We start from the raw sequence: 25815 nt of genomic DNA, 5'->3' as shown, positions 1-25815 counted from the left end.
GTCGGAACCGCCAATCCCGATCCTCGGCCATTGCCCGTAATTCTGCAAGCACAGGGCGTGAAGGCGCCCTTCTGGAACAGAAGAAGGGAATTTCACATGAGCAACTTCGTCACCACCAAGGACGGCACCCGCATCTTCTACAAGGATTGGGGACCGCGGGACGGCCAGCCGATCGTCTTTTCCCATGGCTGGCCGCTCAGCGCCGACGCCTGGGACGCGCAGATGGTCTATTTCGCCAATCAGGGCTTCCGCACCATCGCCCATGACCGCCGCAGCCATGGCCGGTCGGACCAGGTGTGGGACAATAATAATATGGACCAATATGCCGACGATCTGGCCGATCTGATCGCGGCGCTGGACCTGTCTGACATCATCCTGGTCGGTCATTCGACCGGCGGCGGCGAAGTCACCCGCTACATCGGCCGCCATGGCACCAGCCGGGTCGCCAAGCTGGCGCTGATCGGCGCGGTCCCGCCGCTGATGCTGAAGACCGAAGCCAATCCCGGCGGTCTGCCGATCGACGTGTTCGACGGCATCCGCAAGGGCACGTTCGACAATCGCAGCCAGTTCTTCAGGGATCTGACCATCCCCTTCTACGGCTATAACCGGGATGGCGCGGTCATCTCCGAAGGCATCGTGCAAGAATTCTGGCGGCAGGGGATGATGGGCGGCCTCAAGGGGCAACTCGACTCGATCCGCGCCTTTTCCGAAAGCGATTTCCATGCCGACCTGGCGAAGGTCGATGTGCCTACCCTCGTCCTCCATGGCGACGACGACCAGATCGTGCCGATCGGCGCAGCTGCCCTGTCGACGGTGAAGATCGTTACGGATGCGGTGCTGATCGTGTATGAAAGCGCCGACCATGGGCTGACGCAGACTCACCAGGACCGGTTCAACGCCGACCTGCTCGATTTCATCAACGGCTGACACAAATACCGTTCGCCCTGAGCGAAGTCGAAGGGTTCCACCGAGCGGAGCGAGGTGCCTTCGCTTCGCTCAGGCAAGGGCTTCGACTTCGCTCAGCCCGAACGGGAAAATAGTCTTTCAAAGGAGACATCCCATGACCCAAGACACCATCCTCATCACCGGCGCGTCGGACGGTATCGGCGCCGTTTATGCCGATCGCTTCGCCAGGCGCGGGGCCAATCTGATCCTGGTCGCCCGTCGCGCCGAAAAGCTGGAGGCGCTGGCCGCTCACCTGCGCGCCGATGCCGGCGTCAGCGTGGAAGTGATCGCCGCCGACTTGTCACAAGCTGACGATCTGGCGCGGGTCGAGGCGCGGCTGCGCGACGATGACGCGATCACTGGCCTCGTCAACAATGCCGGCATCGCCGGGGAACAGGCCTTTGTCGAGACCGATCCGGCCTATCTCACCGGTCTCATCGACCTCAACATCCTGGCGGTGACGCGGCTGTCCCGCGCCATTGCGCCGCGGTTGGCGGCCAGGGGCGCAGGCACGCTGATCAACATCACGTCGGTCACGGCGCTGATGCCGGACGGCTTCACCGCCGTTTATCCCGCAAGCAAGGCCTATGTGCTGGCCTTTACCGAAGCGCTGCAGGTCGAACTGGGCAGCAAGGGCGTGAAGGTGCAGGCAGTGCTGCCCGGCATCACCCGCACCGCCATCTGGACGGCGGAACAGATGGCCGGCCTGCCGCCGCACATGATGATGGATGTCGAGGTGATGGTCGACGCGGCGCTGGCCGGGCTCGACATGGGCGAGGCGATCACCATCCCGGCCCTGCCGGACAATGCCGATCTCGACGCCTATCTCGCCGCGCGGGCTGCGCTTCGGCCCAACCTGTCGCTCAAGGATGCGGCACCCCGTTATCGGGTGAGCGGCTGACCTCTTTTGTCATCCCCGCTTTCGCGGGGGTGACGGGAATTTTCCAGGGAGAAGCATCATGATCCTCGGTCTTTCCATTCCCGCCTTCATCGCTCTGCATGTCGCGATCAGCCTGATCGGCATCGTCAGCGGTCTGGTTGCCCTGCCGGCCATGGCCAAGGGGCATGTCCTGCCAAAAGTGCAGGGCCTGTTCCTGGTGACGACCCTGCTCACCAGCCTGACCGGCTTCCTCTTTCCCTTTCGCGGCTTCACCCCGGCGATCGGCGTCGGCATCCTCTCGACGCTGGTACTGATTATCGCCTTCGCCGCCTTTTACGGCCTTGGCCTGCGGGGGCGGGCGCGAAGTGTCTATGCGGTGACCGCGACCATCGCCCTGTGGCTCAACCTGTTCGTGCTGGTGGTGCAGGGCTTCCTCAAGGTGCCGACGCTCAATCGGCTGGCGCCGACCGGCAGCGAGCCGCCCTTCCTTGCGGCGCAGGCGCTGCTGCTGATCGTCATGCTGATCCTGGGCGCGGCGATCCTGCGTCAGCCAAGGCTCGCGCGGAAGGCGGCGAGCCGCTCGATCGCCTGATCCAGCGTCGCGTCCGACTTGGAGAAGCACAGGCGGACCAGATGGGTGACCGGATCGTCGGGGTAGAAGGCGGAGATCGGGATCGCCGCCACCCCGGCTTCGTCGATGATCCGGTCGCAGAAGATCACATCGTCCATCGCGATGCCCGACGCGGGCAGGTCGATCGACAGGAACCAGGTGGCGCCGCTGGGCTGCACGACATAGCCTGCCCTGATGAGCCCCGCCGCCAGCCGATCACGCGACGCCTGATAGGCGGCGCGCTGGTTGCCGAGCCAATCATCGGACCAGCCCAGCCCCTGTGCCACCGCCCATTGCAGGTTGGGCGGGGTGGTGAAGGTCAGGAACTGGTGGGCGCGGGCGAGCAGGGTGGCGATCGGCGGCGCGGCGCACATCCAGCCGACCTTCCAGCCGGTGACGGAAAAGATCTTGCCCGCCGACCCGATCTTGACCGTGCGCTCGCGCATGCCGGGAAAGCCGATCAGCGGGCGATGGGGCACGCCGTCATAGACGGTCTCCTCCCAGACTTCGTCGCACAGCGCGATCAGGTCATGGCTGACGCACAGGTCGGCCAGCAGCGCCAGTTCCGCCTCACGCAGCACGATGCCGGTCGGATTGACCGGATTGTTCATCAGCAGGATGCGGGTCCTGGGCGTGATCGCCGCTTCCAGCGCGTCGCGAGTGACGCGCCAGTCGGGCGGGGTCAGCTTCACCACCCTGGCCACGCCGCCGACCCGCTCGACCAGCGGCAGATAGGCGTCATAGAGCGGCGCCAGCATCAGCACCTCGTTCCCCGGCCGCACCAGCGCCAGCAGGCTGGCGGCAATCGCCTCGGTCGCGCCAGAGGTCACGATGATTTCCTGCGGGCTGAGGTCGAGGCCCTGGCGCCGGGCATAATGATCGGCCAGCGCCGCGCGCAGTTCGATCAGGCCCGGCATCGGCGGATATTGGCTGGAGCGGGTCAGCAGCGCATCCGCCGCCGCCTGCAGCACTTCCTGCGGTCCCGGCCCCTCGGGAAAGCCCTGGCCCAGATTGATCGCGCCGGTTTCGCGTGCGCGGGCCGACATATGCTCGAAGATGGTGGTCGGCATATCGCGATAGACGGGATGGCCAAGTCGGGTGTCGGGCAAGCGGGGCTCCATCGGATCGTCGGCGGTGCCAGCGGTCTAGGTCTTTCCATTGCCCTGCGCAAACCGGTCCGGCATCATGGCGCCTCCTCTTCACAGGGAGACAGACCCATGTGTTCGGACGTCGATGGCATGCATGACCAGCCGCACGGGACGCAGGAGGAGGATGGCGCCGCGCCCTCCCGCCGCGCCTTTCTGACAGCGATGACGATGGCGGGCGGGGTGGCCATGGCTGCCTGCCGTCCGTGCCGGCGATGGCGGCGCCCCCCGCCGACGGCCCGGATGCGTCGATGACGCCGGACGCCGCCCTGGCCGAGATCATGGCCGGCAACGCCCGCTTCGTCGCCGGCAAGCCGACCGCCCATTTGCAGGACCTGTCGATCATCAAGGCGCGCGCGGCCGAGGGGCAATGGCCCGTGGTCGGCGTCCTGTCCTGCGCCGATTCGCGCGTGCCGGTGGAGATGGTGTTCGACGAATATATCGGCCGGCTGTTCGTCACCCGCATCGCCGGCAACATCACCACGCCCGAAATCGTCGCCAGCCTGGAATATGGCGTGGCGGTGCTGGGGCTGAAGGCGCTGGTGGTCATGGGCCACAGCAATTGCGGCGCGGTGAAGGCGGCGATCGACAATCCCGAGGTGCCGGGCCAGATCAGTGCGCTCTTCCCGGCGATCCTGCCCGCCCTCTATCTCGCCCGCAGCAAGGATGCGGCCATCGTCACCCGCACCAATGCGCTGGTGCAGGCGGCGACTCTGGTCAACGCCTCGCCGGTGATCGAGGAGAAGGTGAAGGCGGGCACGCTGAAGGTGGTGGCCGCCGTCTATGACGTGGCGACCGGCAAGGTCGACATGCTGCCGGTGCCGGCCGACATGCTGATGCGCGGCTGATCCGTCAGGGTCGGGTTGCCGCCGCATTCCAGGCGGCGACCTTCGCCTTCGTCTCTGCCAGCAGCGCGTCGAGCCGGGCGCGATCCTGCAGCGTGCCGCGCAGGATCACCGCGTCGATCGCCTTGGTCGCGTGGATATCCTCCAGCGGATTGGCGGTCAGCAGGACCATATCCGCCTGCTTGCCCTGTGCCACCGCGCCATAGCGGTCGAGCAGGCCGAACCAGGCCGGGCCGGCGCGGGTGGCGCTGGCCAGCGCCTGGGCCGGGGTCAGGCCGCGATCGACATAGAGCGCCAGTTCCTGATGCAGGGCGAAGCCGGGATAGTCGAAGCTGTTGAGGAAGCCCGCATCGGTGCCGGCCATGATGGTGACGCCGGCCTGCTGCAACAGCGGCAGGATCGCGGCATTATGCTCGTAGATGGCGTGGCGCTGGGCGATCTGTTCGGGCGTCGCCTTGGCCGCGCGCTCGATCCGCCAGTCATACGTCTTGCGCAGGCGCGGCCCGATATAGGCCAGTTCGGGATCGGCGCTGTGATCGTTCTGGTCGAGATAGGCGACGGTGCGCGAGATGCTGAGCGTCGGCGTCACGAACACGCCGCGTGCAGCCATGTCGCGATAGGCCGCCATGGCGGTGGGCTCGTCAAAGCCGGCATCCAGCTGCGCGCTGGCCTGCGCCCGGTCGATCTTGCCGGCGGCGAAAGCGGCGGTGATCCGCGCCTCATCCTTCACGCCCGCTTTGTGCGCATAGTCGATATGCTCGATCGAACTGATCCCGGCCTCAATCGCCTGGCCGACGGTCAGCGCCATCGGGATATGGCCCGACGCGCGCAGCCCGGCGCCGCGCGCCTGGCGCACGGCATAGAGGAACAGCTCGGGTTTCAGGGTGCTGTCGGTGATCTTGACGAAATTGACGTTCAGCGCCTTGAGCCTGGCGATTGCCTGGTCGACATCCGCCTGCGACCCGGTTTCCAGCGTGCCCTTCCACACCGGCTTGATCCCCTCGATCTTGGGGCCGGAACTGAGCAGGGTCGGGCCGAACAGGCGGCCATCGGCAATCTCGCCGCGCCAGCGCAGCACATCATAGGGCAGGTCGCCCGACGCATCGCGGACGGTGGTGATGCCATTGGCGATATAGAGTGGCAGCAGCGCCTTATTCTCTTCGATCAGGTCCGGCCCGCCGCCGAAATGGACATGCATGTCCCACAGGCCGGGGATCAGGTAGCGGCCCTTCGCCTCGACATTCTTGCCCGCGCGCCAGGCGGCGGCAATCGTGGCGTCGTTGCCGACCGCGACGATCTGGTCGCCCCTGGTCGCGACGGCCTGGTCGGGGACCAGGCGGCCATGCTCGACATCGACCAGCGTCGCATGGCGGATCAGCAGGTCGGCGCGGGCCGGGGCGGCCTTTGCCGCGGCGGGCAGGGGCAACAGGGCAGTGGCGGCCAGCAGCGCGGCGAGAAGCGTCTTCATGAAAATCCCCGGTTCTTGTGCGGCGCGCAGGATAGGCAGGGGCTGCATCATCGACAAACAACATATATGAATGGTAATCATTCATGATCCAAATGGAATGCCATGCTCGATCCGCGCCTGCTCCGTGCCTTTGTCGCGATCGCCGACAGCGGCAGCTTCACCATCGCGGCGCAGCGGCTGCACATGACCCAGTCGACCATCAGCCAGCAACTGGGTCGACTGGAGCAGGCGGTGGGGCATGTCTTGGTCGATCGGGCGGCGCGGCCGGTCCGGCCGACAGCGGCGGGCGAGCGGCTGCTGGGCCATGCAAGGCGCATCCTGTCGCTGCAGCAGGAGGCGGAAAGCCTGCTTGCCGATCCGGCCGGCAGCGCGTCGATCCGCATCGGCCTGCCCGACGACATTGCCAGTCGCGCCATGATGCGGGTGTTCGCCCGTTTTTCCGAGCAATATCGGGCGGTGCGGCTGGACGTCACCACCGGGCTCAGCCGTGATCTCACGCGTCGATACCGCGCGGGCGAGTTTGACATCATCGCTGTCAAGGAACCGACGCCGAGCGCCGATTGTCGCGCCAGTTTCGCCGAGCCGATCGGCTGGCATGAAAGCGCGGATCGACTGGGCGACTGGCCCGATCCGTTGCCGCTGGTCGCCTTTCCGGCGGGCGGTCTCTATCGCGATGCGATGTTCGACCGGATCGGGCGGGAAAGGCGGCGCTGCCATGTCGCCTTCACCGGCAGCGACCTCACCAGCGTGCTGACCGCGGTGGAGGCGGGCATGGGCCTGTCGCTGGTGCCGATGCGCGCGGCGACCGGGCGGGCGGTGCGACCCTATGCGCCCTTCGGGGCGGAGGCCGATATGCGCGTGTCGCTCTATGCCTGGGACGATGCCGGGCCGACCGCCGAACTGGTCGCGCAGATGGCGGCGGTGCTGGCGGAGCGGTAAGGGCGGCGGCCGCTTGCGCGGCCGAATAAACCGGATGACCGTCCCCCGGACGGTCATTTAATCCGGTTTATTCCCACTCGATCGTGCCGGGGGGCTTCGAGGTGTAGTCGTAGACCACGCGGTTGATGCCCTTGACCTCGTTGATGATGCGGGTCGCGACGCGGCTCAAGAAGGCGGCGTCGAAGGGGTAGATGTCGGCGGTCATGCCGTCGGTCGAGGTGACCGCGCGCACGGCGCAGACGCTGTCATAGGTCCGGTAATCGCCCATCACGCCGACGGTGCGGACCGGCAGCAGCACGGCGAAGGCCTGCCAGATCGCGTCATAGAGGCCCGCATTGCGGATTTCCTCCAGATAGATGAAGTCCGCCTTGCGCAGGATGTCACAGCGTTCCTTGGTGACTTCGCCGGGGATGCGGATGGCAAGGCCGGGGCCAGGGAAGGGATGGCGGCCGACGAAGATGTCGGGCAGGCCCAGTTCCTTGCCCAGCACGCGCACTTCGTCCTTGAACAATTCACGCAGCGGCTCGACCAGCTTCATGTTCATGCGTTCGGGCAGGCCGCCGACATTATGGTGCGACTTGATCGTGACCGAAGGGCCGCCGGTGAAGCTGACCGATTCGATCACGTCGGGATAGAGGGTGCCCTGCGCCAGGAAGTCGGCGCCGCCGATCTTGGCGGCTTCCTCCTCGAACACGGCGATGAATTCGCCGCCGATGAACTTGCGCTTCTTTTCCGGATCGGTGAGGCCGGCGAGGCCACCCAGGAAGCGTTCCTCGGCGTTCACATGAACGAGCTTGATGCCATAATGTTCGCGGAACAGGCTGACCACCTGCTCGGCTTCGCCCAGGCGCATCAGGCCATGGTCGACGAACACGCAGGTCAGCTGGTCGCCGATCGCTTCATGGATGAGGACGGCGGCCACCGCGCTGTCGACGCCGCCCGACAGGCCGCAGATGACCCGGCCATTGCCGACCTGTTCGCGAATCTCGGCAATCTTGACCTGCCGGAACTCGGCCATGGTCCAGTCGCCGGCGAGGCCGCAGACATGGCGGACGAAATTGGCGATCAGCTTACCACCGTCGGGCGTGTGCACGACTTCGGGGTGGAACTGCGTGCCGTAGAATTTCCGTTCCTCGTCGGCGATCACCGCGAAGGGCGCGCCGTCCGACACGGCCACGATCTTGAAGCCGGGCGCGAATTTCGTGACCTTGTCACCATGGCTCATCCACACCTGATGCCGCTCGCCGACTTCCCACAGTCCGTCGAACAGGGCGCAGGGTTCGGTCACGGTCAGGAAGGCGCGGCCAAATTCGCCGCCTTCGCCGGTCTCGTGACCGGGGCGCACTTCGCCGCCCAGCTGATGGCTCATCACCTGCTGGCCGTAGCAGATGCCCAGGATCGGCACGCCGGCGTCGAACAGGGCCTGCGGCGCACGCGGGCTGCCTTCCTCCGGCACGCCGGCGGGCGAACCGGACAGGATGATGCCCTTGGGCTTCATGCGGTCGAACGCGGCCTGGGCCTGGGTGAAGGGGGCGATCTCGGAATAGACGCCGGCTTCGCGCACGCGCCGGGCGATGAGCTGAGTCACCTGGCTGCCGAAGTCCACGATAAGGATGGAATCCTGAAGGGGCAGCGTCATCGAATCGCCTTTATATCGAGCGTGGGAAGGGATTCGCGCCCGGTTAGTCGCACCGCCCCGATATGTCCAGTTTTCCCGGTTCAGAGCATCATCCGATTAGGGTAAATCGGATGATGCTCTGATTTCCTTTTGTTTGCCGCATTCTGCGAGTCGTCGGCTGTTCCAGCCGACTTCAGAATGCTCTAGGCCGGCGCAGGACCATCCTGTTTGCGTCCTGCCGCGTGGCCGAGCAAGGCGGCGCCGGCCAGCACCAGCGCCGCGATCAGGAAGGCGCTGCCGATGAAGGGCAGGATCGGACGGGTGCCGACCGAGGCGGAATAGACCGCGCCGAAGAAGAGCGGGGAGACGATGCCGGCGATCGCGCCGACGCTGTTGTTGGCGCCCTGCAACTGGCCCTGTTCGCTTTCGGAGACGCGCTGCGTCATCAGCGACTGGATGGTCGGCATGGCGAGGCCCCAGAGCGCGTTGGGGAACATGGCGGCGACGAACAGCCAGCCGGTGGGCGCCAGGCCCATGGCGGCGATGCCGACCGCGCCGAAGCCGAGGCCCACGACCATCGTCGTTCGGTCGCCCAGTCGCTTCACCACCGGACCGACCAGCAGGCCCTGCACCGCCATGTCGAGCAGGCCGACCATCGCCAGCAGGGTGCCGACCTGCCAGGCGCCCCAGCCATAGCGGTCGCCGGCATAGAGGACGAACACCGCCGAGAAGAGATGATGGGCGAAATAGAGGAGGAAATTGACGATCGCGAGGCTGGACAATTCGGGGTGCGAGCGCAGCAATTGCAGCGCGCCGAAAGGATTGGCGCGGCGCCAGCTGAACGCCATGCGTTTTTCCGGGGCGAGCGATTCGGGCAGCACGATGAGGCCATAGAGGAAGGCGAGGCCGGACAGGCCCGCCGCCGCCCAGAAGGGGGCGCGGTGCGAGATCTCGCCCAGCACCCCGCCCAGCAGCGGCCCGGCGACGAAGCCCGCGCTGAACGCCGCGCCGATCAGGCCATAGCCCCGCGCCCGGCCCTCGGGCGGGGTGATGTCGGCCATATAGGCGAAGGTGGAGGTGAAGCTGGACGAGGTGATGCCGGCAAGAATGCGGCCCAGCGCCAGCCACCAGAGATTGGGGGCGAGCGCCATCAGCACATAGTCGAGCGCCAGTCCAGCGACCGAGATCAGGATGACCGGCCGGCGCCCGAAGCGATCGGACAGCGAGCCGATCACCGGCGAGCAGAGAAACTGCATCGCCGCCCAGAGCGCGACGAACAGCCCGTTCCACAGACCCGCGCTGGTGCTGGAGCCGGACAATGTCTCGATCAGTTGCGGCAGCACCGGAATGACGATGCCCATCGACATGACGTCGAGCAGCGCCGTCACCAGGATGAAGGCGATGGCGGCGGTGCGGCGCGGATGGGCGGGGGCAATCATGGCGCAGGCGCTATCCTGCCGGGATGGCGATGCCAAGCGCGATGGCGCGATGTTCAGGCATGGGGCGCCGTTTCAGCATGTCTGACGCCCCCAAAAAAAAGGGCCGCCCCGGCGGGACGGCCCCAGCTCATGCTATGGGATGCATGAAGGGATCAGCGCTGCTCGCGATCCTGATTGTCGCGGCGTTCCTGCTGGCCGCCGCCTTGCTGGCGACGCTGTTCATCCTGTTGGTTCTGCTGGTCGGGCTTGCCGGGCTGACCGCCCTGCTGACCGGGATTCTGGTTCTGGTTTGCCATCTCACACTCTCCTAACGGGCATTGTAACCCGCCTGCGCTCAACTTGGGCCGGCGCAGCGATGTTCCGAAAAATCATGCTGATCGAAATCAAGTCCGCCACAAGCTGCGGACAAGCTGCCATATTTCCTGCGTCTCGCCCAAAATTGGATCGATCGGAACGCCTGATGCGGCGATGGCGTCATGAGACTGTCCTGGCTGCTTGCGCGGCGGTGGGCTTGGGCTAGTCTGCGCCTGTCCATAGCAGGAGAGCGCCGATGACCACCGATCGCGATGATGTGCCGTCCCCCGTCGAGCGGCTGGCGGAGGATCGCAACTGGATCGCCTCGACCGGGCTCAGCCGGCGTCACATCCTGGCCGGCGGCGCCTTTGCCGCCGGTTTTGCCGCCGCCTGCCAGCCGGTCGCGGCCAGCACCATCCAGACCCCGGCCGACGGGTTGGTGGAGGAAGCCGTCTCGATCCCGACCAGCGACGGTTTCGCCATGCCCGGCTTCGTCGCCCGGCCGGCGGGCAAGATGAAGGCGCCGGTGATCGTCGTCGTGCATGAGATTTTCGGCGTCCATGAATGGGTGCGCGACATGTGCCGGCGTTTCGCCAAAGCCGGCTATCATGCCGTCGCGCCGGATCTGTTCGCCCGCCATGGCGACGCGACCAGGGTCAGCGACTTCAAGCAGCTTGTCGCCGAAATCGTCAGCAAGGCACCGGACGCGCAGGTGCTGTCCGACATCGATGCCACCTATGCCTTTGCCGGCGCCCATGGCGGCGACGCGTCGCGGCGCGGCATTACCGGCTTCTGCTGGGGTGGCCGGGTGGTCTGGCTCTATGCCGCGCACAGCGCCGCGCTCGACGCCGGCGTCGCCTTCTATGGCCGGCTCGTGACCCAGAAGAACGACCTCCAGACCCTGTCGGCGATCGAGGAGGTGGGGCAGCTCAAGGCGCCGGTGCTCGGCCAATATGGCGAGCTGGACAAGGGCATACCCCAGGCCGATGTCGAGGCGATGCGGGCCGCGCTCAAGGCGGCGGGCAAGTCGCCGCCCGATGCGATCACGGTCCATGCCGGCGCCGACCATGGTTTCATGGCCGATTATCGGCCCAGCTATAATGAAGCAGCGGCGAAGGCCGCCTGGACCGAAACGGTCGGCTGGTTCGACAAATATGTGAAGGGGTGACCGGCACCCCTTCGCCGTTTCGTCTTATTTCTGCTTCATCGCCTCGACCGCAGCCAGCGTGCTCTTCACATGGCCGGCATAGCTCATTTCGCTATGGACGAAGGCGATGCGGCCGCTGGGCGCGATGACATAGGAGGTGCGGTCGGTCATGCCCGGCCGCATCTTGAGCGCGACATCATAGCCCGACACGATGTTCGGCCCGGCCGAGGCGACCGCGAACTTGCCGGCGCATTCCTTGGTGGAAAAGGCGACCAGATCATCGACCGGGTCGGCCGACATGCCGATCACGGTGGCGCCTGCCGCCTTGAACTTGTCGATATTCTCCGCGAACTCGCGCGCCTCGGCCGAACAGCCCGGCGTGAAGGCCTTTGGGAAGAAATAGAGGACCACCGGCCCGCGCTTCAACTGGTGCGACAGGGTGACGGTGAAGGTCTTGCCGGCCAGCGCGCCGCGGGTGGTGAATTCCGGCGCCTTGGCGCCGACCGCCAGTGCCGCCATGCTGCCCTGCGTGCCCAGAGCTGCGGCCGCCAGGGCCAGGATGATCTTCGCGCTCTTCATAATCTAGCTCCCATGGGTCGGTCAGGCGGCGGGGGTGGGCGGTTCCCACAATTCGATGGCATTGCCCTCGGGATCATGGATGCGGGCAAAGCGCCCGACATCGGGATGATCCCATTCGGGCTTGGTGATGGCCTCAACGTCCGCCGCGCGCAAGTCCGCCAGCAGCCCGTCGAGATCGGACACGCGCAGATTGATCATGAAGCTCTTGTCGGCGGCGAAATAGTCGCTGTCCTGCTTGAACGGCGAAAAGACCATCGGCCCGCCCAGCGTCTGCCAGACATATTCGTTGACCGCCGGAATGTCGGGATCGGCGCTGCATCCGCCGCCGACGCCCAGATGGGTGCGATACCAGGCGGACAGCGCCTGCGGATCACGCGCGCGAAAGAAAAGTCCGCCCATTCCCAGGACCGGCATGGCATCCCTCCTCGATTGTCTCTGTGGTGATAGCATGGCCGCGATGGGCGGTCACGCGAGGGTTGGGGGAACCCGATGCCGCCCTGCCGGGTTGGCATCGCATGCGTAACCATTTCCTCCTCGCCCTTCCGCTGCTGCTGCTCGCCGGTTGCGGCAGCAAGGAACAGAATCAGTCCGGCATGGTCACCAACATCCTGGACCAGGCCTTGCCCAGCACGCGCGATGTCCCGCCCGGCGCCAATGCCATCACCCCGGTCGAGCCTGCGCCCGACCTGCCGGTGGCCAAGGGGGAGGCGCTCCACGCCAACGCGATCCCGATCGCGCTGCAGGGACGCTGGACCGGCACCAATGAGCGCTGCGGCGACCGGGCGGCGGCCCAGGCGCTGGAACTGACCGCGGCCAGCCTGATTTTCCACGAAAGCGTCGGCACGGTGCAGCGTGTCACGCGCGAGGGGGAGGGGCGGCTGGCGGTCGTCGCCAATTTCACGGGGGAGGGCGAAAGCTGGACCCGGACATTGATGCTGCGTCCCTCGACCGATGGGCAGCAGCTTACCGTCACCAATGACGGCACGGCGATCGTGCGCAAGCGCTGCACCCCGGCGGCCTGAACCGCTTCCCCCGGCGCGCAGTCCTCGCTACAGCGGCGCGATGATCGGCCGCCTCACCCTGAGTGATTTCCGCAACCATGCGGACGCGCTGATCGTGCCCGACCAGCCGTTCGTCCTGCTGACCGGCGACAATGGCGCGGGCAAGACCAACATATTGGAAGCGGTATCGATGCTGGCGCCCGGCCGGGGGCTGCGCGGCGCGGCACTGCGGGCGATGACGCGGCAGGATGGCGGCGGCAGCTTCGGCATCGCTGCGGAGGTGGATGGCGTGGTGCTGGGCACCGGCGTCAGCGCGGATGCGCCCGACCGGCGGCAGGTGCGGATCGGCGGTGTCGCCTCGTCCGCCAATGCGCTGGCCGACCATCTCTCGATCGTCTGGCTGACGCCGGCGATGGACCGGCTGTTCCTCGACAGCCCCGGCGGTCGCCGTCGCTTCCTCGATCGCCTCACTCTGGCGCTCCATCCCGGCCATGCCGCGCACAGCGCCCGCTATGAAGCGGCGATGCGCGCGCGCAACCGGCTGCTGACCGATCTGCGCCGGGCGGACCCGGCGTGGATCGGCGCGCTGGAGGCGCAGATGGACGAGCATGGCACGGCGCTCGCGGCCGCCCGCGCCGATCTGGTCGCGCGCCTCAACCGGCAATTGGTCGATCAGCCCGACGAGCCCTTCGCCCGGCCCCTCATCCGAATCGCGCGGGAGGATGGTGCCAGCGACGAGCCGCTCGGCCAGCGGCTTGCCCGCGAGCGGCGACGTGATGCCGCGGCCGGCCGCACCCTTTCTGGCCCGCATCGTCATGATCTGGATGTCATCCACATCGCCAAGAATCAGGCGGCGGCGCTCTGTTCGACCGGCGAGCAAAAGGCGCTGCTGCTCTCGATCCTGCTGGCGCATGCGGCTCTGGTGTCGGCTGATCGCGGCCAGCCGCCGGTGCTTCTGCTCGACGAAGTGGCGGCGCATCTCGACCCGTCGCGACGAGCTGCGCTGTTCGACCGATTGCGCGAAACCGGCGGCCAGGTCTGGATGACCGGCACGGAAGATAGTCTTTTCAACGAGTTGAACGGTGCAACCCGGCTCCATGTAACGGCCGGGCATGTTTTTCGTTCCGCAGCATGACGCATCGCAGCAACGACTCATCGCTCGGCGGTTTTCAAGACGAACGGCGTCTGCCCTAAGGAGGTCATCGGGGATTATACCTACCTACAAGTCGGGGGTCGCAAGGAATGATCGGTGGTTTTCGCGCGCTGTTCGCAGCCGCCATGCTTGCGCTCGGTGCCTTCTCTGCCGTTCCCGCCACCGCCGGTGTCCTGCAATGCGCGCCCTTCGCCCGCGAAGTTTCGGGCATCGAGATTTTCGGCAATGCCAACACCTGGTGGAACCAGGCCGCCGGTCGCTACGACCGTGGCCATGAGCCCCGCGTCGGCGCCGTCCTCTCTTTCGCTTCCAGCCGCGCCATGCCGGTCGGCCATGTCGCCATGGTCAGCAAGATCGTCAATGATCGCGAAGTGCTGCTGACCCACGCCAACTGGTCCTATCGTGGCGGTGTCGAGCGCAATGTCCGCGCCATCGACGTGTCGCCCAACAATGACTGGACCGACGTGCGCGTATGGTATGGCCCGATCGGCGACGTTGGCCTGCGTTCGAACCCGACCAACGGCTTCATCTATGCCGACAAGCCGGAAATCGATCAGCCGGTCCAGATCGCCCTGGCCGATCGCGCCACCGCCGGCACCGACAGCGCCAAGGGTGCTTTCTGAGCCGTTAACCCAATCCTTACGGATGGGGCTCTAGGGTCGATCGCGGTGGGGCGATACTCGACGCTTAGAGGTCGCATTAAATGTTTCGATATGTCCGCTGGATGGCGTTGCTGTCCGGCCTGACGGCGGCGCCCGTGCTGAGCGCCACGGCGCTGCAGTGCGTTCCTTATGCGCGCATCGTGTCGGGCGTGGAAATCTATGGTGATGCGCTGACCTGGTGGGACCAGGCACAGGATCATTACAAGCGCGGCAGCACCCCCAAAAAGGGGGCAGTGCTGGCCTTTCGGCCCGTCGGGCCGATGACCCTCGGCCATGTCGCCGTGGTCAGCCGGATATTGGATGATCGCCGCGTGCTGATCCGCCACGCCAACTGGTCGTCGCCCGGCGCGATCGAGGAGGATGTGATGGCGATCGACGTGTCGGATGCGGGCGACTGGAGCCAGGTGCGCGTCTGGCACAGCCCGACCGGGCAGATGGGCGCCCGCATCAACCCGACCTTCGGCTTCATCTATCCGGCCAAGGCGAAACTGCATCCCTTCACGCCCGATCCGGCGCTGGGCAGCAGCCTTCGCTATGCCAGCGCCGCGGCCGACACAGGCGATGGTGAGGACGGTGCGGAGGCTGCGCCGCTGCCCAGGGCGGCGACACGGATGGCGTCGGTCCAGACGCATGCGATGGTGGCGGCGGTTTCGCCCAAGCCTGCTGCGCCCCGGCGCAAGGTGGCGCCCCGTATCGAGGCGGACCCGTTCATCATCGAATATGCGGACAACAGCCCGTCGGATCGCTCGCTGGGCGACGTCATCGCCGACGTGAAGCGCGAATCCCTGATGAACTGACCGGTCCCCGCGATCGAGCGGGGACCGGCCTTATCTGCTTATTCGGCGTCGGCGGCCTTGTCGCCCTCGGCGGGGTTTTCGAACCACGCCTCGACTTCACCCGACAGCTTGATGGTCAGCGGGTTGCCATGACGGTCGCGGGTCTTGCCGGCGGCGACGCGAATCCAGCCCTCGGAAATCGAATATTCTTCCACATCCTTGCGCTCACGGCCCTTGAAACGGATGCCGATGCCGCGCTGCAGCACCTCCATGTCGAAATGGGGGCTGCGCGGGTTGGTGGACAGATGGTCGGGGGGCGTGTCGCTCATGATCTCAATTTCCCTGAAAATGCTGCGCAGCGCCTACTCTTTCCTGCCCGCAGGCGTCAACCGCCGCGCCCGTCATCGACATCGCAGAAGATGCGGCGGATGACGCCATCGTCCAGCCAGTTGGCGAAACGTTCCTGCGCGTCGGTCAGCCCGGCAAAGGGATAGGCGACCGGCTGGTCGCCAACGGCGCGGCTGGCGGCGGTCAGGCGCATCATCGCGTCGGGCGCCACGGTCAGGATGCGGCCGCGCCGGTCGGTCGATGCGCTGTTGATGCCGACGACCCGGCCATCGGTGGAGAAGACCGGCCCGCCGCTGATCCCCGACAGGGTGCCGTCGCCCTCGGGCAGGCGGCCACGCTCGGCCCAGACCAGCACCGGCTGGTCGATGCCGCTGCTGCCGCGCCGGGCTTCGGCCCGGCCGATCAGTTCGGACAGGACCAATGTCGGTTCGCCGGCGGGGAAGCCCATATGATAGCCGGTGGAGCCGGGCGAGGGCGCGCCGCTGCGCAGTGGCAGGGCGGCGGGGCTGCGGGGGCCGCGCGGGATGATCGCGGCATCCGATTCCCGGCTTTCGATGACGCGCGGCACTTCCAGCGCGCGGCCGCGCTGTTCCAGCCCGACGCGCGAACAGCCATGGGTGACATGTTCGGCGGTCATCCACACGCCGCTGCGATCGACGGCAAAGGCCGTGCCCATGGCGTCCGCCGGGCCGCCGGGCCGATCCTCGATAATATATTGTTCCTCGCCCCCGCGTGGTAGCGGGCGGCGGGGCGACCGGGGATCATATTGTTCGACCTGCAAGGATGGTGCCTGCATCTCGCCCAGCCAGGCGAGCAGCAGGATCAGGCCCAGCAGCCAGGGCAGGCAGCCACAGCCCCCACGCCCCATCGCGTCAGCCCGCCACGGCCGCAGCCGTCAGGCAGGCGACCGCGGCCTTCATCATCGCCAGGAAGATCGCGGCGGAACGCTCATTCGCCTCGATCCGGCCCGACAGCGACCCCAGCAACAGGTCGACCAGGCGAAAGGCGATGAGTTGCAGCACCAGCGTGACGCTGCCCCAGATGACGACATCCCAGACATTGACCGATCCGGCGAGGCAGAAGGCCAGCGGCACGGCGAGGCCGACAGAGGCGCCGCCCAGCGAAATGGCGGCCGCCTCATTGCCGGCGCGGATCAGCTTGAACTCGTCGTGCGGGGTTATCCACATATAGACCGCCATGGCGGCCGCCCAGACCAGGGTGGCGCAGGCGAGGTGGAGAAGCAGGATCGGCAGGCCCGACAACAGGCTCTGGATGACGGGTGTAGGATCGCTCATGGGCACAGAAATGCCGCAACCCGCCCTCGGGTTCAATCGGGGCGGGCCGCGATATGGATTTGCTCAGGCGGGATCAGCGACAGATGCGGACCCGGACCCGACGGTCGCGATAGGCATTATAGCGCCATTCGTCCCAGCAGCGCTGGCGATAGGCGGAGCGATAATAGCCGCGTCGTCCGTCATAATAGCGCCGGTCGCCGCGCCAGCGACGGCGGTCGTCCCAGCGGCGATTGTCCCAATGGCGCCGGCCATCCCAGCGGCCGTCACGATCGCCGCGCCAGCCGTCGCTGCGATAATGCTGCGCCTGGGCAGGCGCGCTCGTGGCGGCGATGCCGGCCATGGCCAGGCCCAGCATCGCGGCGCTTTTCCACAGGAATTTCATCTTGCTTCTCCTCTGTCCGGCCCGGCTGCCGGGGCAGCGCGGGGACGTGGGGAGGAGAATGGGGGGCGGTCACTGAACCGTCCGGGAACGGGGCTGACAGGCTTTGTTCAGCCCGCCCGGACGGTCGCAATTCTGCCTCGCATCATCGGTGCGCGGTGGTGTTTCAGCGCCCGCGCAGCGCGGTCTCTGCCTCGATCATATAGTCGCGGGTGATCGGTAGCGCCCGGCGGTCGCGCACATATTGGACCTGGAAATTGACCATCGACCCATGTTCGAACACGGTCGCCGCGCCCGCCAGATAGAAGGTCCACAGGCGGAAGAAACGCTCGTCATAGAGGGCGACGATATCCGCCTTGTGCGCCATGGTCCGCTTGTACCAGTCGCGGATGGTCAGGCCATAATGGATGCGCAGCACTTCCACGTCGGTGATCATCAGCCGCGTGCCTTCGCTGCCCGCCACCATTTCCGACAAAGCGGGGATATAGCCGCCGGGGAAGATATATTTGGTGGTGAAGGTATCGGTGATGCCGGGGCCATCGACCCGGCCGATCGTGTGGATCAGCATCACGCCGTCCGGCGTCAGCAGGTCGCGGCACTTGTTGTAGAAGACGCGATAGTCGGCGGTGCCGACATGTTCGAACATGCCGACCGACACGATCCGGTCAAACGGCCCTTCGATGTCGCGATAGTCGATCAGTTCGAACCGGACATGGTCGGCCACGCCGGCGTCAATCGCCCGCTGGCGCGCAACCTTCAACTGCTCTTCCGACAGGGTGATGCCGGTGACGTCGACACCGAAATGCTTGTGCAGGTACAGCGCCATGCCGCCCCAGCCGCAGCCAATGTCCAGCACCTTCATGCCCGGCTTCAGGTAGAGCTTGGCGGCGATATGCGCCTTCTTGTCTTCCTGCGCTTGTTCCAGGCTGATCCCGGCCTCATTCTCCGCATCGGGGAAATAGGCGCAGCTATATTGGCGATCGCGGTCGAGGAAGAGGGCGTAGAGCGCGCCCGACAGGTCATAATGATGGGCGACATTGGCCTTGGACCGGCTGCGATGATTGGCCTTCCACAGCTTGCGGCGCACCGTCTTCAGCGCGCGCTGCACCGGCCCCTTGGCGTCGATCGACTTGCCATTTTCCCAGGCGTTGTTCTGGCGGATCATGGACACGAACTCCATGATGCCGCCGCCCTCGATCGCCACCCGGCCATCGATATAGGCCTCGGCCATGCCCAGGCGCGGATCCTTGACGATGTCGAGGGGCACGCGCTTGTCGAGGAAGCGCAGCGCCAGCGGGGGCAGGTCGGGATCGGGCGAACCGACGGTAACGCTACGGCCATCGGCATAGAAAACGGTCAACTGACCCTTGGTGACAAGACGTCTCAGAACGCGGTCGAAAATCTTCATGGAGCAGGCTGGTCCTTCTCGTTACGCGGCCGTCAAATACCTGCATACCAATCATAATTGGCGCGGTCTTCCCAAAAACCGCCCTTGCCCCGACCGATGGACAGAAGGTTCTCGACCGCCTCGATCCGCATCAGATATTTGGCCTGCTTATAGCCCAGTTGCCGCTCCACCCGCAGTCGCAATGGCGCGCCATTGGCGACGCTCAGTGGCCGGTCATTGAGCGCGAAGGCCAGGATGGTCTGGGGATGGAAGGCGTCGATCAGGTCGATGCTCTCATAATAAGCGGTGCCGCCGCCCATGTCGTCGGCGCAGTGGAACACGATATAGCGGGCGCGGTCGCGCAGCCCCGCGCCGTCGAGCAGCAGCTTCAACGGCACGCCGCGCCATTTGCCGATCGCGCTCCACCCCTCGACACAGTCATGGCGGGTGATCTGCTCGCGATGGGGCAGGGCGTGCAATTGCGACAGCGAAAGCGACAGGGGCCGGGCGACCAGTCCGTCGACGCGCAGCCGCCAGTCGGCAAAGCCGCTGCGCCACAGCGCCTTGTAGGCCGGGGTGTTGGGATTGGCGGTGCCATTGGCGCGGAAGAACGGGGAAATCTGATCGGCACGGAATTCCTGTGCCAGCGCGTCGCGCGCCATGATTGTGCGCTGCGCCCATGAATGGAAATTGTCGGCGGAAAAGAGGATGTCGCGGGCCAGCGGCTGGCGCGCGATCCGGTCGCATCCCGCCAGCGTCGCGGTCGCGCCCAGCAGCAGGGTGCGGCGGGTCAGGATCATGGCCGGTCCTTAGGCAGGCGATAGCGGCCGGTGATCATCGATCCTATCTCGTTCACCGGGCCGGCCAGCAGCACCATCAGCATATGGACCAGGAAGAAGGCGACCAGCGCGAAGGCGGCCAGGAAATGGATTGACCGGGCCGACTGGCGCCCGCCGAAAAGGTCGACCAGCCAGGGCCAGGCGGCGTTCATGCCGGGCGACATGGTAAGGCCGGTCAGGATCAGCAGCGGCAGGGCGATGAAGAGGACGGCGATGTAGCTCGCCTTCTGCAGCACATTGTAGCGCAGTGCCGCGGCGCCGGTGGGGAAGCGCAGCCGGGCATGATCCCTTATGTCCTGCCAGACATGGCGCGGCGCCAGTTCGCCCCGGCGAAAAGCCAGGTCGCGGGCGATATGGCCGCCGGCCAGGCTCCAGATCATGTAGAAAAGCAGCGCGAAGGCGAAGATCGGCGCGGCGGTCAGGTGCCAGTGGCGCGACAGCGCCAGATTATAGAGGGCGGGCAGGGTGATCCAGCCGGGGAACCGGTCCAGCTCCAGCCAGGCATGGTCGAAATTGGCGCCATATTGCCCCCAATAGAGGCGGGGATGGGCGTTGAAGATGCCAAGGCCGGAGGTGAAGAGGATATAGAGCAGCAGCGCGTTCAGCCAGTGCCACAGCCGGGTGGCCAGGCGGTGGCGGCGGACCATGTCCCCTGGGGCGTAAGGCGGCTCCATGGCCATGACCCTATTGTCTTTCGTCGAAATATCCAGCCGCATCGCGGTCGTTCGCATGTCCAGGCCTGTCGTTGGTCGAATGGCCATGGTGCGCGCCGTGCGATTGCGATCAACGGCTGGCCCTGCAAGGGACTGATGAAGTCGACTTCAAAGAATTTTCGTACAGAAATTTGAATTGATAAAATTCCTCCACGAAACGGGAGTATAAATAAGGTCGCCTGTCACGATTTTCGGCGCTTCGACGCAGATATTGGATGGGTAATATGAAGAGTATCACGTTTTTTATCGCTTCGGCTGTTCTATGTTTTGTTTCGGCGCCTGCCTTTGCGCAGGATTATGCCCCTTTCACGGGTGCCCATGCCGAAATCATCACCGGCTATGATGTGGTCGATGCCAAGGGCGTCAAATCGGCCGACGGCCTGCTCTATGGCCTCAATGCCGGCTATGACTTTGCCCTGGGCGGCCTGATCCTGGGCATCGAGGGCGAAATTTCCGATTCCACCACCCGTCTGCATGTCGCCGGCGGCAAGAGCGAGGCCGATCGCGACCTGTATGTCGGCGGGCGGATCGGCGTGCCGCTCGGCAGCAAGGCGCTCGCCTATGTGAAGGCAGGCTACAGCAATGCGCGGATGGAATATGAAGCCAGTGACGGCGAAGGCGGCCTGATCCGCGGCGGCGACAATGGCGACGGGCTGCGGCTGGGCGCGGGTCTGGAATATCGGATCGCCGAAAAGCTCTTCCTCAAGGGGGAATATCGCTATTCCGATTATGAGGCAGGCGTGTCGCGCCACCAGTTGGTGACGGGCATCGGCTTGCGCTTCTGATCGCCCGGAAACCGGGGCTTTCGCGAAGGGGGCGGCTGTCGGGCCGTCCCCTTTTTGCGGTCGGTCGTGCTGCAGGCGCGTTGTCACACTTTTGCAACACAAGCCCTGAAATTGATTGAAATAAAGGCCTTGCCCCTTTGCAAGTGAGTTTGGCGATCCTAGATGGCCACTGCGCTCTCATGATGCAGAGAGGGCAGTTCCTATCCGAAGTGTCGGAGAAGAATAAGCAGGAGGAAGTGTGACTCTATTTCATATTTTCCTAGCATCAAACCTGAACGCTAGATGAACAATTAAGTCGTAGCGTCATAATAAATATCGAGGACTTTATGAAGACTGTGATTTTCGCAGCGATTGCTGCTGCCGCCGCTGTTTCGGCCCCCGCTTTCGCTCAGGATGCTGCGCCGTTCACCGGTCCGCGCGCTGGCGTCACCATGGGCTTTGACAAGGCGCAGGGCGAAGACGGTTTCAGCTACGGCGTGACCGCCGGCTACGACCTCGCCGTTGCCAACCGCGTGACCTTCGGTCCGGAAGTGTCGTTCGGTGACTCGACCGTCGACGGCCAGGGCTTCGACGCCAGCCGCGACCTCGCTGCTTCGGTCCGTCTCGGCTATGTCGTGACCCCGCAGATCCTGGCGTTCGGCAAGGTCGGCTACGCTTCGAGCCGCATCGAAGCCGCTGGCGCCCACACCTCGCTGGAAGGCGTGCGTTACGGCGGTGGCCTGGAATATTCGGTGACCCCGAACACCTACATCTCGGCCGAATATCAGCGCACCGAGTATGAAGACAATTTCGGTGGCCGTGACGCTGGCGTCGTCGGCATCGGCTTCCGTTTCTGATCCCTCTCGATCGGAATATGGGGAAGGGCGGTCCGTTCGGACCGCCCTTTTTTTATGCCGGCAGCGGCGTCCGATCGGGCGCGACCCAGGCCCGGCGCGCGGCCGGGCTCATCAGCGTCTCGCGCGTCCAGTAGGCGAAGGGCCAGTCCTTGTCGCCCAGCGGCGACGCCATCAGCGCGGCATAGGCTGCGGCCGGCGTCACATCGGCGGGCAGGCCGGCCAGCAACTGTCGGGCCATGTGCAGCGAGGCCTGGGTGATGGTCTCATGATAGCCGCTCGTGTCGCTGTTCACCCCGCCGACGCTTTCATTGTAGCGGCGGATCATGCCGGGCATGTCAATTTCGGCGTCAATATCGGGCCGGCGCAGGATCAGCCACAGCGCGGTCGCGAAATGGGCGCCGTGGGTCCAGTGCGCCTTGGGCAGGGTGCAGGCGCAAAAGCCGCGGCCCAGCATATCGATCTCGTCATCGGTCATCCTCATTCCCCCAAAAGAAAAGCCCCGCCGGTATGGGCGGGGCTTGTCGTCGCGCGGCATGCGCGCAGCCAGTCGTCCCCGGATTATCCGAGTGCGGCTTGCTTCTCTTCTGCCAGGCGCTTGAGTTCCGCCTTGCTCTTCTTCTCGCTCGCCGACTTGAGCTGGCCACAGGCCGCCATGATGTCGCGGCCGCGCGGCGTGCGCACCGGCGCGGAAATGCCGCCCTCGAACACGATCGTGCTGAACGCGCGGATCCGTTCGGGACTCGAACATTCATAGTCGGTGCCCGGCCAGGGGTTGAACGGGATCAGGTTGACCTTGGCCGGCAGCTTATATTTGCGGATCAGGCGGACCAACTCATGCGCGTCGGCATCGCTGTCATTCTTGTCCTTGATCATCACATATTCGAACGTGATGCGCCGGGCATTGTTCGCCTTGGGATAGTCGGCACAGGCTTGGAGCAGTTCCTCGATGCCATATTTGCGGTTGAGCGGCACCAGCTCGTCGCGCACTTCCTTGGTCACGGCATGGAGCGAGACCGCCAGGTTCACGCCAATCTCTTCCGCCGCGCGCGCCATCATCGGCACGACGCCGCTGGTCGACAGGGTGATGCGCCGCTTCGACAGGGCCAGGCCATCGCCGTCCATCACCAGCTTGAGCGCGTCGCGGACATGGTCGAAATTATAGAGCGGTTCGCCCATGCCCATCATCACGATGTTGGTGAGCATGCGGCCGTCCGCCGTATATTGCGAATCCTCGTCCGTCTCGTCGTCATTGGCGCTGGCCATGCTGCCCTTGGGCCATTCGCCCAGCGCGTCGCGTGCCAGCATGACCTGGCCCACGATCTCGCCGGGCGTCAGGTTGCGGACCAGTCGCATCGTGCCGGTGTGGCAGAAGCTGCAATTGAGCGTGCAGCCGACCTGGCTCGACACGCACAAGGTGCCGCGGTCCGCATCGGGGATGAAGACCATCTCATAATCCTGGCCATCGTCCGAACGGAGCAGCCATTTGCGGGTGCCGTCGTTCGACACCTGCGCTTCCACCACCTGCGGCCGGCCGACGATGAAGCGTTCCGCCATCCACAGCCGCATCGGCTTGGCCAGGTCGGTCATCTTCTCGAAATCGGTTTCGCCGCGATGATAGAGCCAATGAAACAGCTGCTTGGACCGCAGCTTGGCGGCCTTCTGATCGAGTCCGGCTTCTTCCAGCACGCCCTTCATCTGGGCGCGGGTCAGGCCCAGCATATCGACGCGCCCGTCCTCACGGGGCGTCACCGCGCGGGGCACGGGCACAGGGTCGATAAGGCCGGGAATCGGCATGATGGGATTGGCGGCGGAATGCATGGTCGCGCACATAGTCGATTTTGCCGGATTTTTAAAGTGGCGTTGCAATCAGCGTAAACGGGCGCACCCCAGCGCTGCCGCGTCGATCGCCGTGGCCGCGCCGCGCAGCGCATAGCTGTCGGCAAAGGCGCCGCCCTTGGCCGATGTCGACTGCACGCTCATGCTGCTGGCGGAGCGCATCGCGGCGATGATCGCGGCATCGTCCTGCGGATTGGCGGCCCAGGCATCGGCCTGGCCCGCGACCAGCGCGAAACGGCGGTCGCCGACGCTGAGCGAGACCCGCGCATTGGCGGCGCGCGGGCGGCTGAGGCGGAAATGGACCTGACCGCGGACATGCTGGCGCGGCCAGGTGCCGACGGCGGCAAAACCCTTGGGCGCATCGCCCGCGCGGCGCGGCACCGGCATGGCGATGGCGTAGCAGCGCGGGCCGTTCTGGCCGGCGCCGGGATCGCGAAACGCCCCCCAGCTTTCGAAAATGCCGAGCGAATCGCGCGCCATGGCCGGGCTGGCGAGCAGGACGAGCGGGATCAGCAGGGCGGGCAGGCGGCGCATGGTCCGGGCAAAGCGCAAGCCATCGTCATTTGCAAGCCCGGCTTCGTTTCGAAAGCGCGTCGAGGTGCTTGCCGCCGCCGACATAGCGGTTATGAAGGACCATCCATCATTGCCGCCGGGATTCGACCGAATCCTCGCCATCGACGCAAAAAGAACGGACAGAACAGGGACATGAAGGCCACCATCGAACGCGCAACGCTCCTCAAGAGCCTCAGCCACGTCCAGTCGGTGGTCGAGCGGCGCAACACGATTCCGATCCTGTCCAACGTGCTGATCGAGGCATCGGCGGATGGCGCGATCAAGCTGATGGCGACCGATCTCGACCTGCAGGTCGTGGAAAGCGTGTCGGCCCAGGTCGAACAGGCCGGCGCCACCACCATTTCCGCGCACACGCTGTTCGACATCGCCCGCAAGCTGCCCGAAGGCAGCCAGGTGTCGCTGCAGGCGGCCGACGGCAAGATGCTGATCCAGGCCGGCCGCGCCCGCTTCAACCTGTCGACCCTGCCGCGTGACGACTTCCCGGTGATTGCCGAGGGCGACCTGCCGACCAGCTTCGAACTGCCGGCCGAAACGCTCAAGCAGATCATCGACAAGACGCGCTTCGCCATCTCGACCGAAGAGACGCGCTATTATCTGAACGGCATCTATTTCCACGTCTCGGACGAAGGCTCGCCGGTGCTCAAGGCCGCCGCGACCGACGGCCACCGTCTGGCCCGCGTCACCGTGCCGCGTCCCGACGGCGCCGATGGCATGCCGGGCATCATCATCCCCCGCAAGTGCATCGCCGAACTGCGCAAGCTGCTCGACGAGGTCGAGGGTTCGGTGCAGGTCAGCCTGTCGGCCAGCAAGATCCGCTTTGGTCTGGGCAGCGCGATCCTGACCAGCAAGCTGATCGACGGCACCTTCCCCGATTATAGCCGCGTCATTCCGACCGCGAACGACAAGCTGCTCAAGATCGACCCGCGCAGCTTCGAGGAAGGCGTGGACCGCGTTGCGACCATCGCCACCGAAAAGACCCGCGCGGTCAAGATGAGCCTCGACAAGGACAAGATCACCCTGTCGGTCACCAGCCCGGAAAATGGCACGGCGGCCGAAGAAGTGCCCGGCGCGTTCCAGGGTGAAGGCTTCGATATCGGCTTCAACGCCCGTTATCTGCTCGACATCCTTGGCCAGATCGACACCGACATCGTCGAACTGCACCTGGCCGATGCGGCCGCACCGACGCTGATCCGCGAAAATGATCGCAGCCCGGCGCTTTACGTTCTGATGCCGATGCGCGTCTGACCGGTCTTGCCGGGAGATCGCTGAATATCAGGGAATCTTCCGGACCCGGCGGGTAATCGCTTCTCAAGCTTTGTCGGT

30 protein-coding genes are annotated in these 25815 nt (G+C 65.6%); 14 read left to right on the top strand and 16 right to left on the bottom strand.

The window, feature by feature from the left end; all coding sequences use genetic code 11:
* The first annotated feature begins 96 nt into the window (after positions 1-96).
* The 3 genes from AC0KVN_RS16560 (at position 97) to AC0KVN_RS16550 (ending at position 2417) form a co-directional block, all read left to right on the top strand.
* Positions 97-927, top strand: coding sequence for an alpha/beta fold hydrolase (locus tag AC0KVN_RS16560; protein WP_435567656.1), 831 nt, complete (start codon positions 97-99; stop codon positions 925-927).
* A gap of 133 nt (positions 928-1060) precedes the next feature.
* A complete protein-coding gene (locus AC0KVN_RS16555; protein ID WP_435567657.1) occupies positions 1061-1846 on the top strand; it encodes an SDR family NAD(P)-dependent oxidoreductase in 786 nt (261 codons plus the stop codon).
* A 58-nt stretch (positions 1847-1904) separates the two neighbouring features.
* The gene (locus AC0KVN_RS16550) at positions 1905-2417 is read left to right on the top strand and encodes a hypothetical protein (protein ID WP_435567658.1); all 513 of its coding nucleotides are present in this window, start codon (positions 1905-1907) and stop codon (positions 2415-2417) included.
* Here the strand turns inward: AC0KVN_RS16550 and AC0KVN_RS16545 are convergent.
* Positions 2372-3556: an aminotransferase gene (locus AC0KVN_RS16545; RefSeq protein WP_435567659.1), complete on the bottom strand. Its 1185-nt coding sequence runs from the start codon at positions 3554-3556 to the stop codon at positions 2372-2374. The two genes, AC0KVN_RS16550 and AC0KVN_RS16545, sit on opposite strands and share 46 nt — an antisense overlap.
* Positions 3557-3831: 275 nt before the next feature.
* On the opposite strand from AC0KVN_RS16545, the gene AC0KVN_RS16540 reads away from it, so the two are divergent.
* Positions 3832-4428, top strand: a complete 597-nt coding sequence (locus AC0KVN_RS16540) for a carbonic anhydrase (protein WP_435567660.1) — start codon at positions 3832-3834, stop codon at positions 4426-4428.
* 4 nt (positions 4429-4432) lie between these two features.
* On the opposite strand, the gene AC0KVN_RS16535 is transcribed toward AC0KVN_RS16540, so the two are convergent.
* Positions 4433-5893, bottom strand: a complete 1461-nt coding sequence (locus AC0KVN_RS16535; protein WP_435567661.1) for an amidohydrolase family protein — start codon at positions 5891-5893, stop codon at positions 4433-4435.
* Between the two features lie 102 nt (positions 5894-5995).
* On the opposite strand from AC0KVN_RS16535, the gene AC0KVN_RS16530 reads away from it, so the two are divergent.
* Entirely contained in the window at positions 5996-6832 is an 837-nt protein-coding gene (locus AC0KVN_RS16530; protein WP_435567662.1) for a LysR family transcriptional regulator, read from the top strand.
* A 67-nt stretch (positions 6833-6899) separates the two neighbouring features.
* Here the strand turns inward: AC0KVN_RS16530 and guaA are convergent, their stop codons facing one another.
* Positions 6900-8471 carry a glutamine-hydrolyzing GMP synthase gene (gene guaA, locus AC0KVN_RS16525; protein ID WP_010336491.1) on the bottom strand — a complete coding sequence of 524 codons (1572 nt, stop codon included), beginning with the start codon at positions 8469-8471 and terminating at the stop codon, positions 6900-6902.
* A gap of 182 nt (positions 8472-8653) precedes the next feature.
* Entirely contained in the window at positions 8654-9889 is a 1236-nt protein-coding gene (locus tag AC0KVN_RS16520; protein ID WP_435567663.1) for a TCR/Tet family MFS transporter, read from the bottom strand.
* Between the two features lie 143 nt (positions 9890-10032).
* Here AC0KVN_RS16520 and AC0KVN_RS16515 point away from each other — a divergent pair, with 143 nt between their 5' ends.
* Positions 10033-10200, top strand: coding sequence for a hypothetical protein (locus AC0KVN_RS16515; protein ID WP_010336493.1), 168 nt, complete (start codon positions 10033-10035; stop codon positions 10198-10200).
* A 239-nt stretch (positions 10201-10439) separates the two neighbouring features.
* Positions 10440-11351, top strand: coding sequence for a dienelactone hydrolase family protein (locus tag AC0KVN_RS16510; RefSeq protein ID WP_435567664.1), 912 nt, complete (start codon positions 10440-10442; stop codon positions 11349-11351).
* Positions 11352-11375: 24 nt separating this feature from the next.
* Here AC0KVN_RS16510 and AC0KVN_RS16505 read toward each other — a convergent pair whose 3' ends face one another.
* Positions 11376-11909, bottom strand: coding sequence for a peroxiredoxin (locus tag AC0KVN_RS16505; RefSeq protein ID WP_004209859.1), 534 nt, complete (start codon positions 11907-11909; stop codon positions 11376-11378).
* 21 nt (positions 11910-11930) lie between these two features.
* Positions 11931-12323, bottom strand: a complete 393-nt coding sequence (locus AC0KVN_RS16500; protein ID WP_004209861.1) for a VOC family protein — start codon at positions 12321-12323, stop codon at positions 11931-11933.
* A 101-nt stretch (positions 12324-12424) separates the two neighbouring features.
* On the opposite strand from AC0KVN_RS16500, the gene AC0KVN_RS16495 reads away from it, so the two are divergent.
* The 4 genes from AC0KVN_RS16495 to AC0KVN_RS16480 all read left to right on the top strand — a co-directional run bounded on the left by AC0KVN_RS16495 (position 12425) and on the right by AC0KVN_RS16480 (position 15522).
* Positions 12425-12931, top strand: coding sequence for a hypothetical protein (locus AC0KVN_RS16495; RefSeq protein ID WP_435567665.1), 507 nt, complete (start codon positions 12425-12427; stop codon positions 12929-12931).
* Between the two features lie 40 nt (positions 12932-12971).
* Entirely contained in the window at positions 12972-14045 is a 1074-nt protein-coding gene (recF, locus tag AC0KVN_RS16490; RefSeq protein ID WP_435567666.1) for a DNA replication/repair protein RecF, read from the top strand.
* A gap of 107 nt (positions 14046-14152) precedes the next feature.
* Positions 14153-14686, top strand: coding sequence for a CHAP domain-containing protein (locus AC0KVN_RS16485; RefSeq protein ID WP_004209865.1), 534 nt, complete (start codon positions 14153-14155; stop codon positions 14684-14686).
* Between the two features lie 80 nt (positions 14687-14766).
* Entirely contained in the window at positions 14767-15522 is a 756-nt protein-coding gene (locus AC0KVN_RS16480; RefSeq protein ID WP_435567667.1) for a CHAP domain-containing protein, read from the top strand.
* Positions 15523-15560: 38 nt separating this feature from the next.
* On the opposite strand, the gene AC0KVN_RS16475 is transcribed toward AC0KVN_RS16480, so the two are convergent.
* The 7 genes from AC0KVN_RS16475 to AC0KVN_RS16445 form a co-directional block, all read right to left on the bottom strand.
* Complete coding sequence (locus AC0KVN_RS16475) at positions 15561-15830, bottom strand: DUF3297 family protein (protein WP_037507265.1); 270 nt, start codon at positions 15828-15830, stop codon at positions 15561-15563.
* 56 nt (positions 15831-15886) lie between these two features.
* Positions 15887-16717, bottom strand: coding sequence for a S1 family peptidase (locus tag AC0KVN_RS16470; RefSeq protein ID WP_004209868.1), 831 nt, complete (start codon positions 16715-16717; stop codon positions 15887-15889).
* A gap of 4 nt (positions 16718-16721) precedes the next feature.
* A complete protein-coding gene (locus tag AC0KVN_RS16465; protein ID WP_004209870.1) occupies positions 16722-17144 on the bottom strand; it encodes a DUF350 domain-containing protein in 423 nt (140 codons plus the stop codon).
* Positions 17145-17217: 73 nt separating this feature from the next.
* On the bottom strand, positions 17218-17526 hold the full coding sequence (locus tag AC0KVN_RS16460; protein ID WP_435567668.1) for a hypothetical protein: 309 nt from the start codon (positions 17524-17526) through the stop codon (positions 17218-17220).
* A 163-nt stretch (positions 17527-17689) separates the two neighbouring features.
* Positions 17690-18931 carry an SAM-dependent methyltransferase gene (locus AC0KVN_RS16455; RefSeq protein WP_004209872.1) on the bottom strand — a complete coding sequence of 414 codons (1242 nt, stop codon included), beginning with the start codon at positions 18929-18931 and terminating at the stop codon, positions 17690-17692.
* A 32-nt stretch (positions 18932-18963) separates the two neighbouring features.
* Complete coding sequence (locus AC0KVN_RS16450; protein ID WP_435567669.1) at positions 18964-19710, bottom strand: molybdopterin-binding protein; 747 nt, start codon at positions 19708-19710, stop codon at positions 18964-18966.
* Positions 19707-20396: a cytochrome b/b6 domain-containing protein gene (locus AC0KVN_RS16445; RefSeq protein WP_435567670.1), complete on the bottom strand. Its 690-nt coding sequence runs from the start codon at positions 20394-20396 to the stop codon at positions 19707-19709. The genes AC0KVN_RS16450 and AC0KVN_RS16445 overlap by 4 nt, the downstream gene beginning before the upstream one ends.
* Before the next feature lie 290 nt (positions 20397-20686).
* On the opposite strand from AC0KVN_RS16445, the gene AC0KVN_RS16440 reads away from it, so the two are divergent.
* Entirely contained in the window at positions 20687-21247 is a 561-nt protein-coding gene (locus AC0KVN_RS16440) for an outer membrane protein (RefSeq protein WP_435567671.1), read from the top strand.
* A 326-nt stretch (positions 21248-21573) separates the two neighbouring features.
* Positions 21574-22083: an outer membrane protein gene (locus AC0KVN_RS16435; protein ID WP_004209879.1), complete on the top strand. Its 510-nt coding sequence runs from the start codon at positions 21574-21576 to the stop codon at positions 22081-22083.
* Between the two features lie 52 nt (positions 22084-22135).
* Here AC0KVN_RS16435 and AC0KVN_RS16430 read toward each other — a convergent pair whose 3' ends face one another.
* The 3 genes from AC0KVN_RS16430 to AC0KVN_RS16420 all read right to left on the bottom strand — a co-directional run bounded on the left by AC0KVN_RS16430 (position 22136) and on the right by AC0KVN_RS16420 (position 24453).
* A complete protein-coding gene (locus AC0KVN_RS16430; protein WP_435567672.1) occupies positions 22136-22558 on the bottom strand; it encodes a hypothetical protein in 423 nt (140 codons plus the stop codon).
* Between the two features lie 83 nt (positions 22559-22641).
* The gene (rlmN, locus tag AC0KVN_RS16425) at positions 22642-23901 is read right to left on the bottom strand and encodes a dual-specificity RNA methyltransferase RlmN (protein WP_004209881.1); all 1260 of its coding nucleotides are present in this window, start codon (positions 23899-23901) and stop codon (positions 22642-22644) included.
* A 48-nt stretch (positions 23902-23949) separates the two neighbouring features.
* Positions 23950-24453, bottom strand: a complete 504-nt coding sequence (locus AC0KVN_RS16420) for a hypothetical protein (protein ID WP_170978346.1) — start codon at positions 24451-24453, stop codon at positions 23950-23952.
* Positions 24454-24624: 171 nt separating this feature from the next.
* On the opposite strand from AC0KVN_RS16420, the gene dnaN reads away from it, so the two are divergent.
* Positions 24625-25737: a DNA polymerase III subunit beta gene (gene dnaN / locus AC0KVN_RS16415; RefSeq protein ID WP_004209883.1), complete on the top strand. Its 1113-nt coding sequence runs from the start codon at positions 24625-24627 to the stop codon at positions 25735-25737.
* Positions 25738-25815 lie beyond the last annotated feature (78 nt).

The organism is Sphingobium sp. SG1, from assembly GCF_057063145.1.
This window is presented reverse-complemented; position numbering and strand designations above follow the sequence as displayed.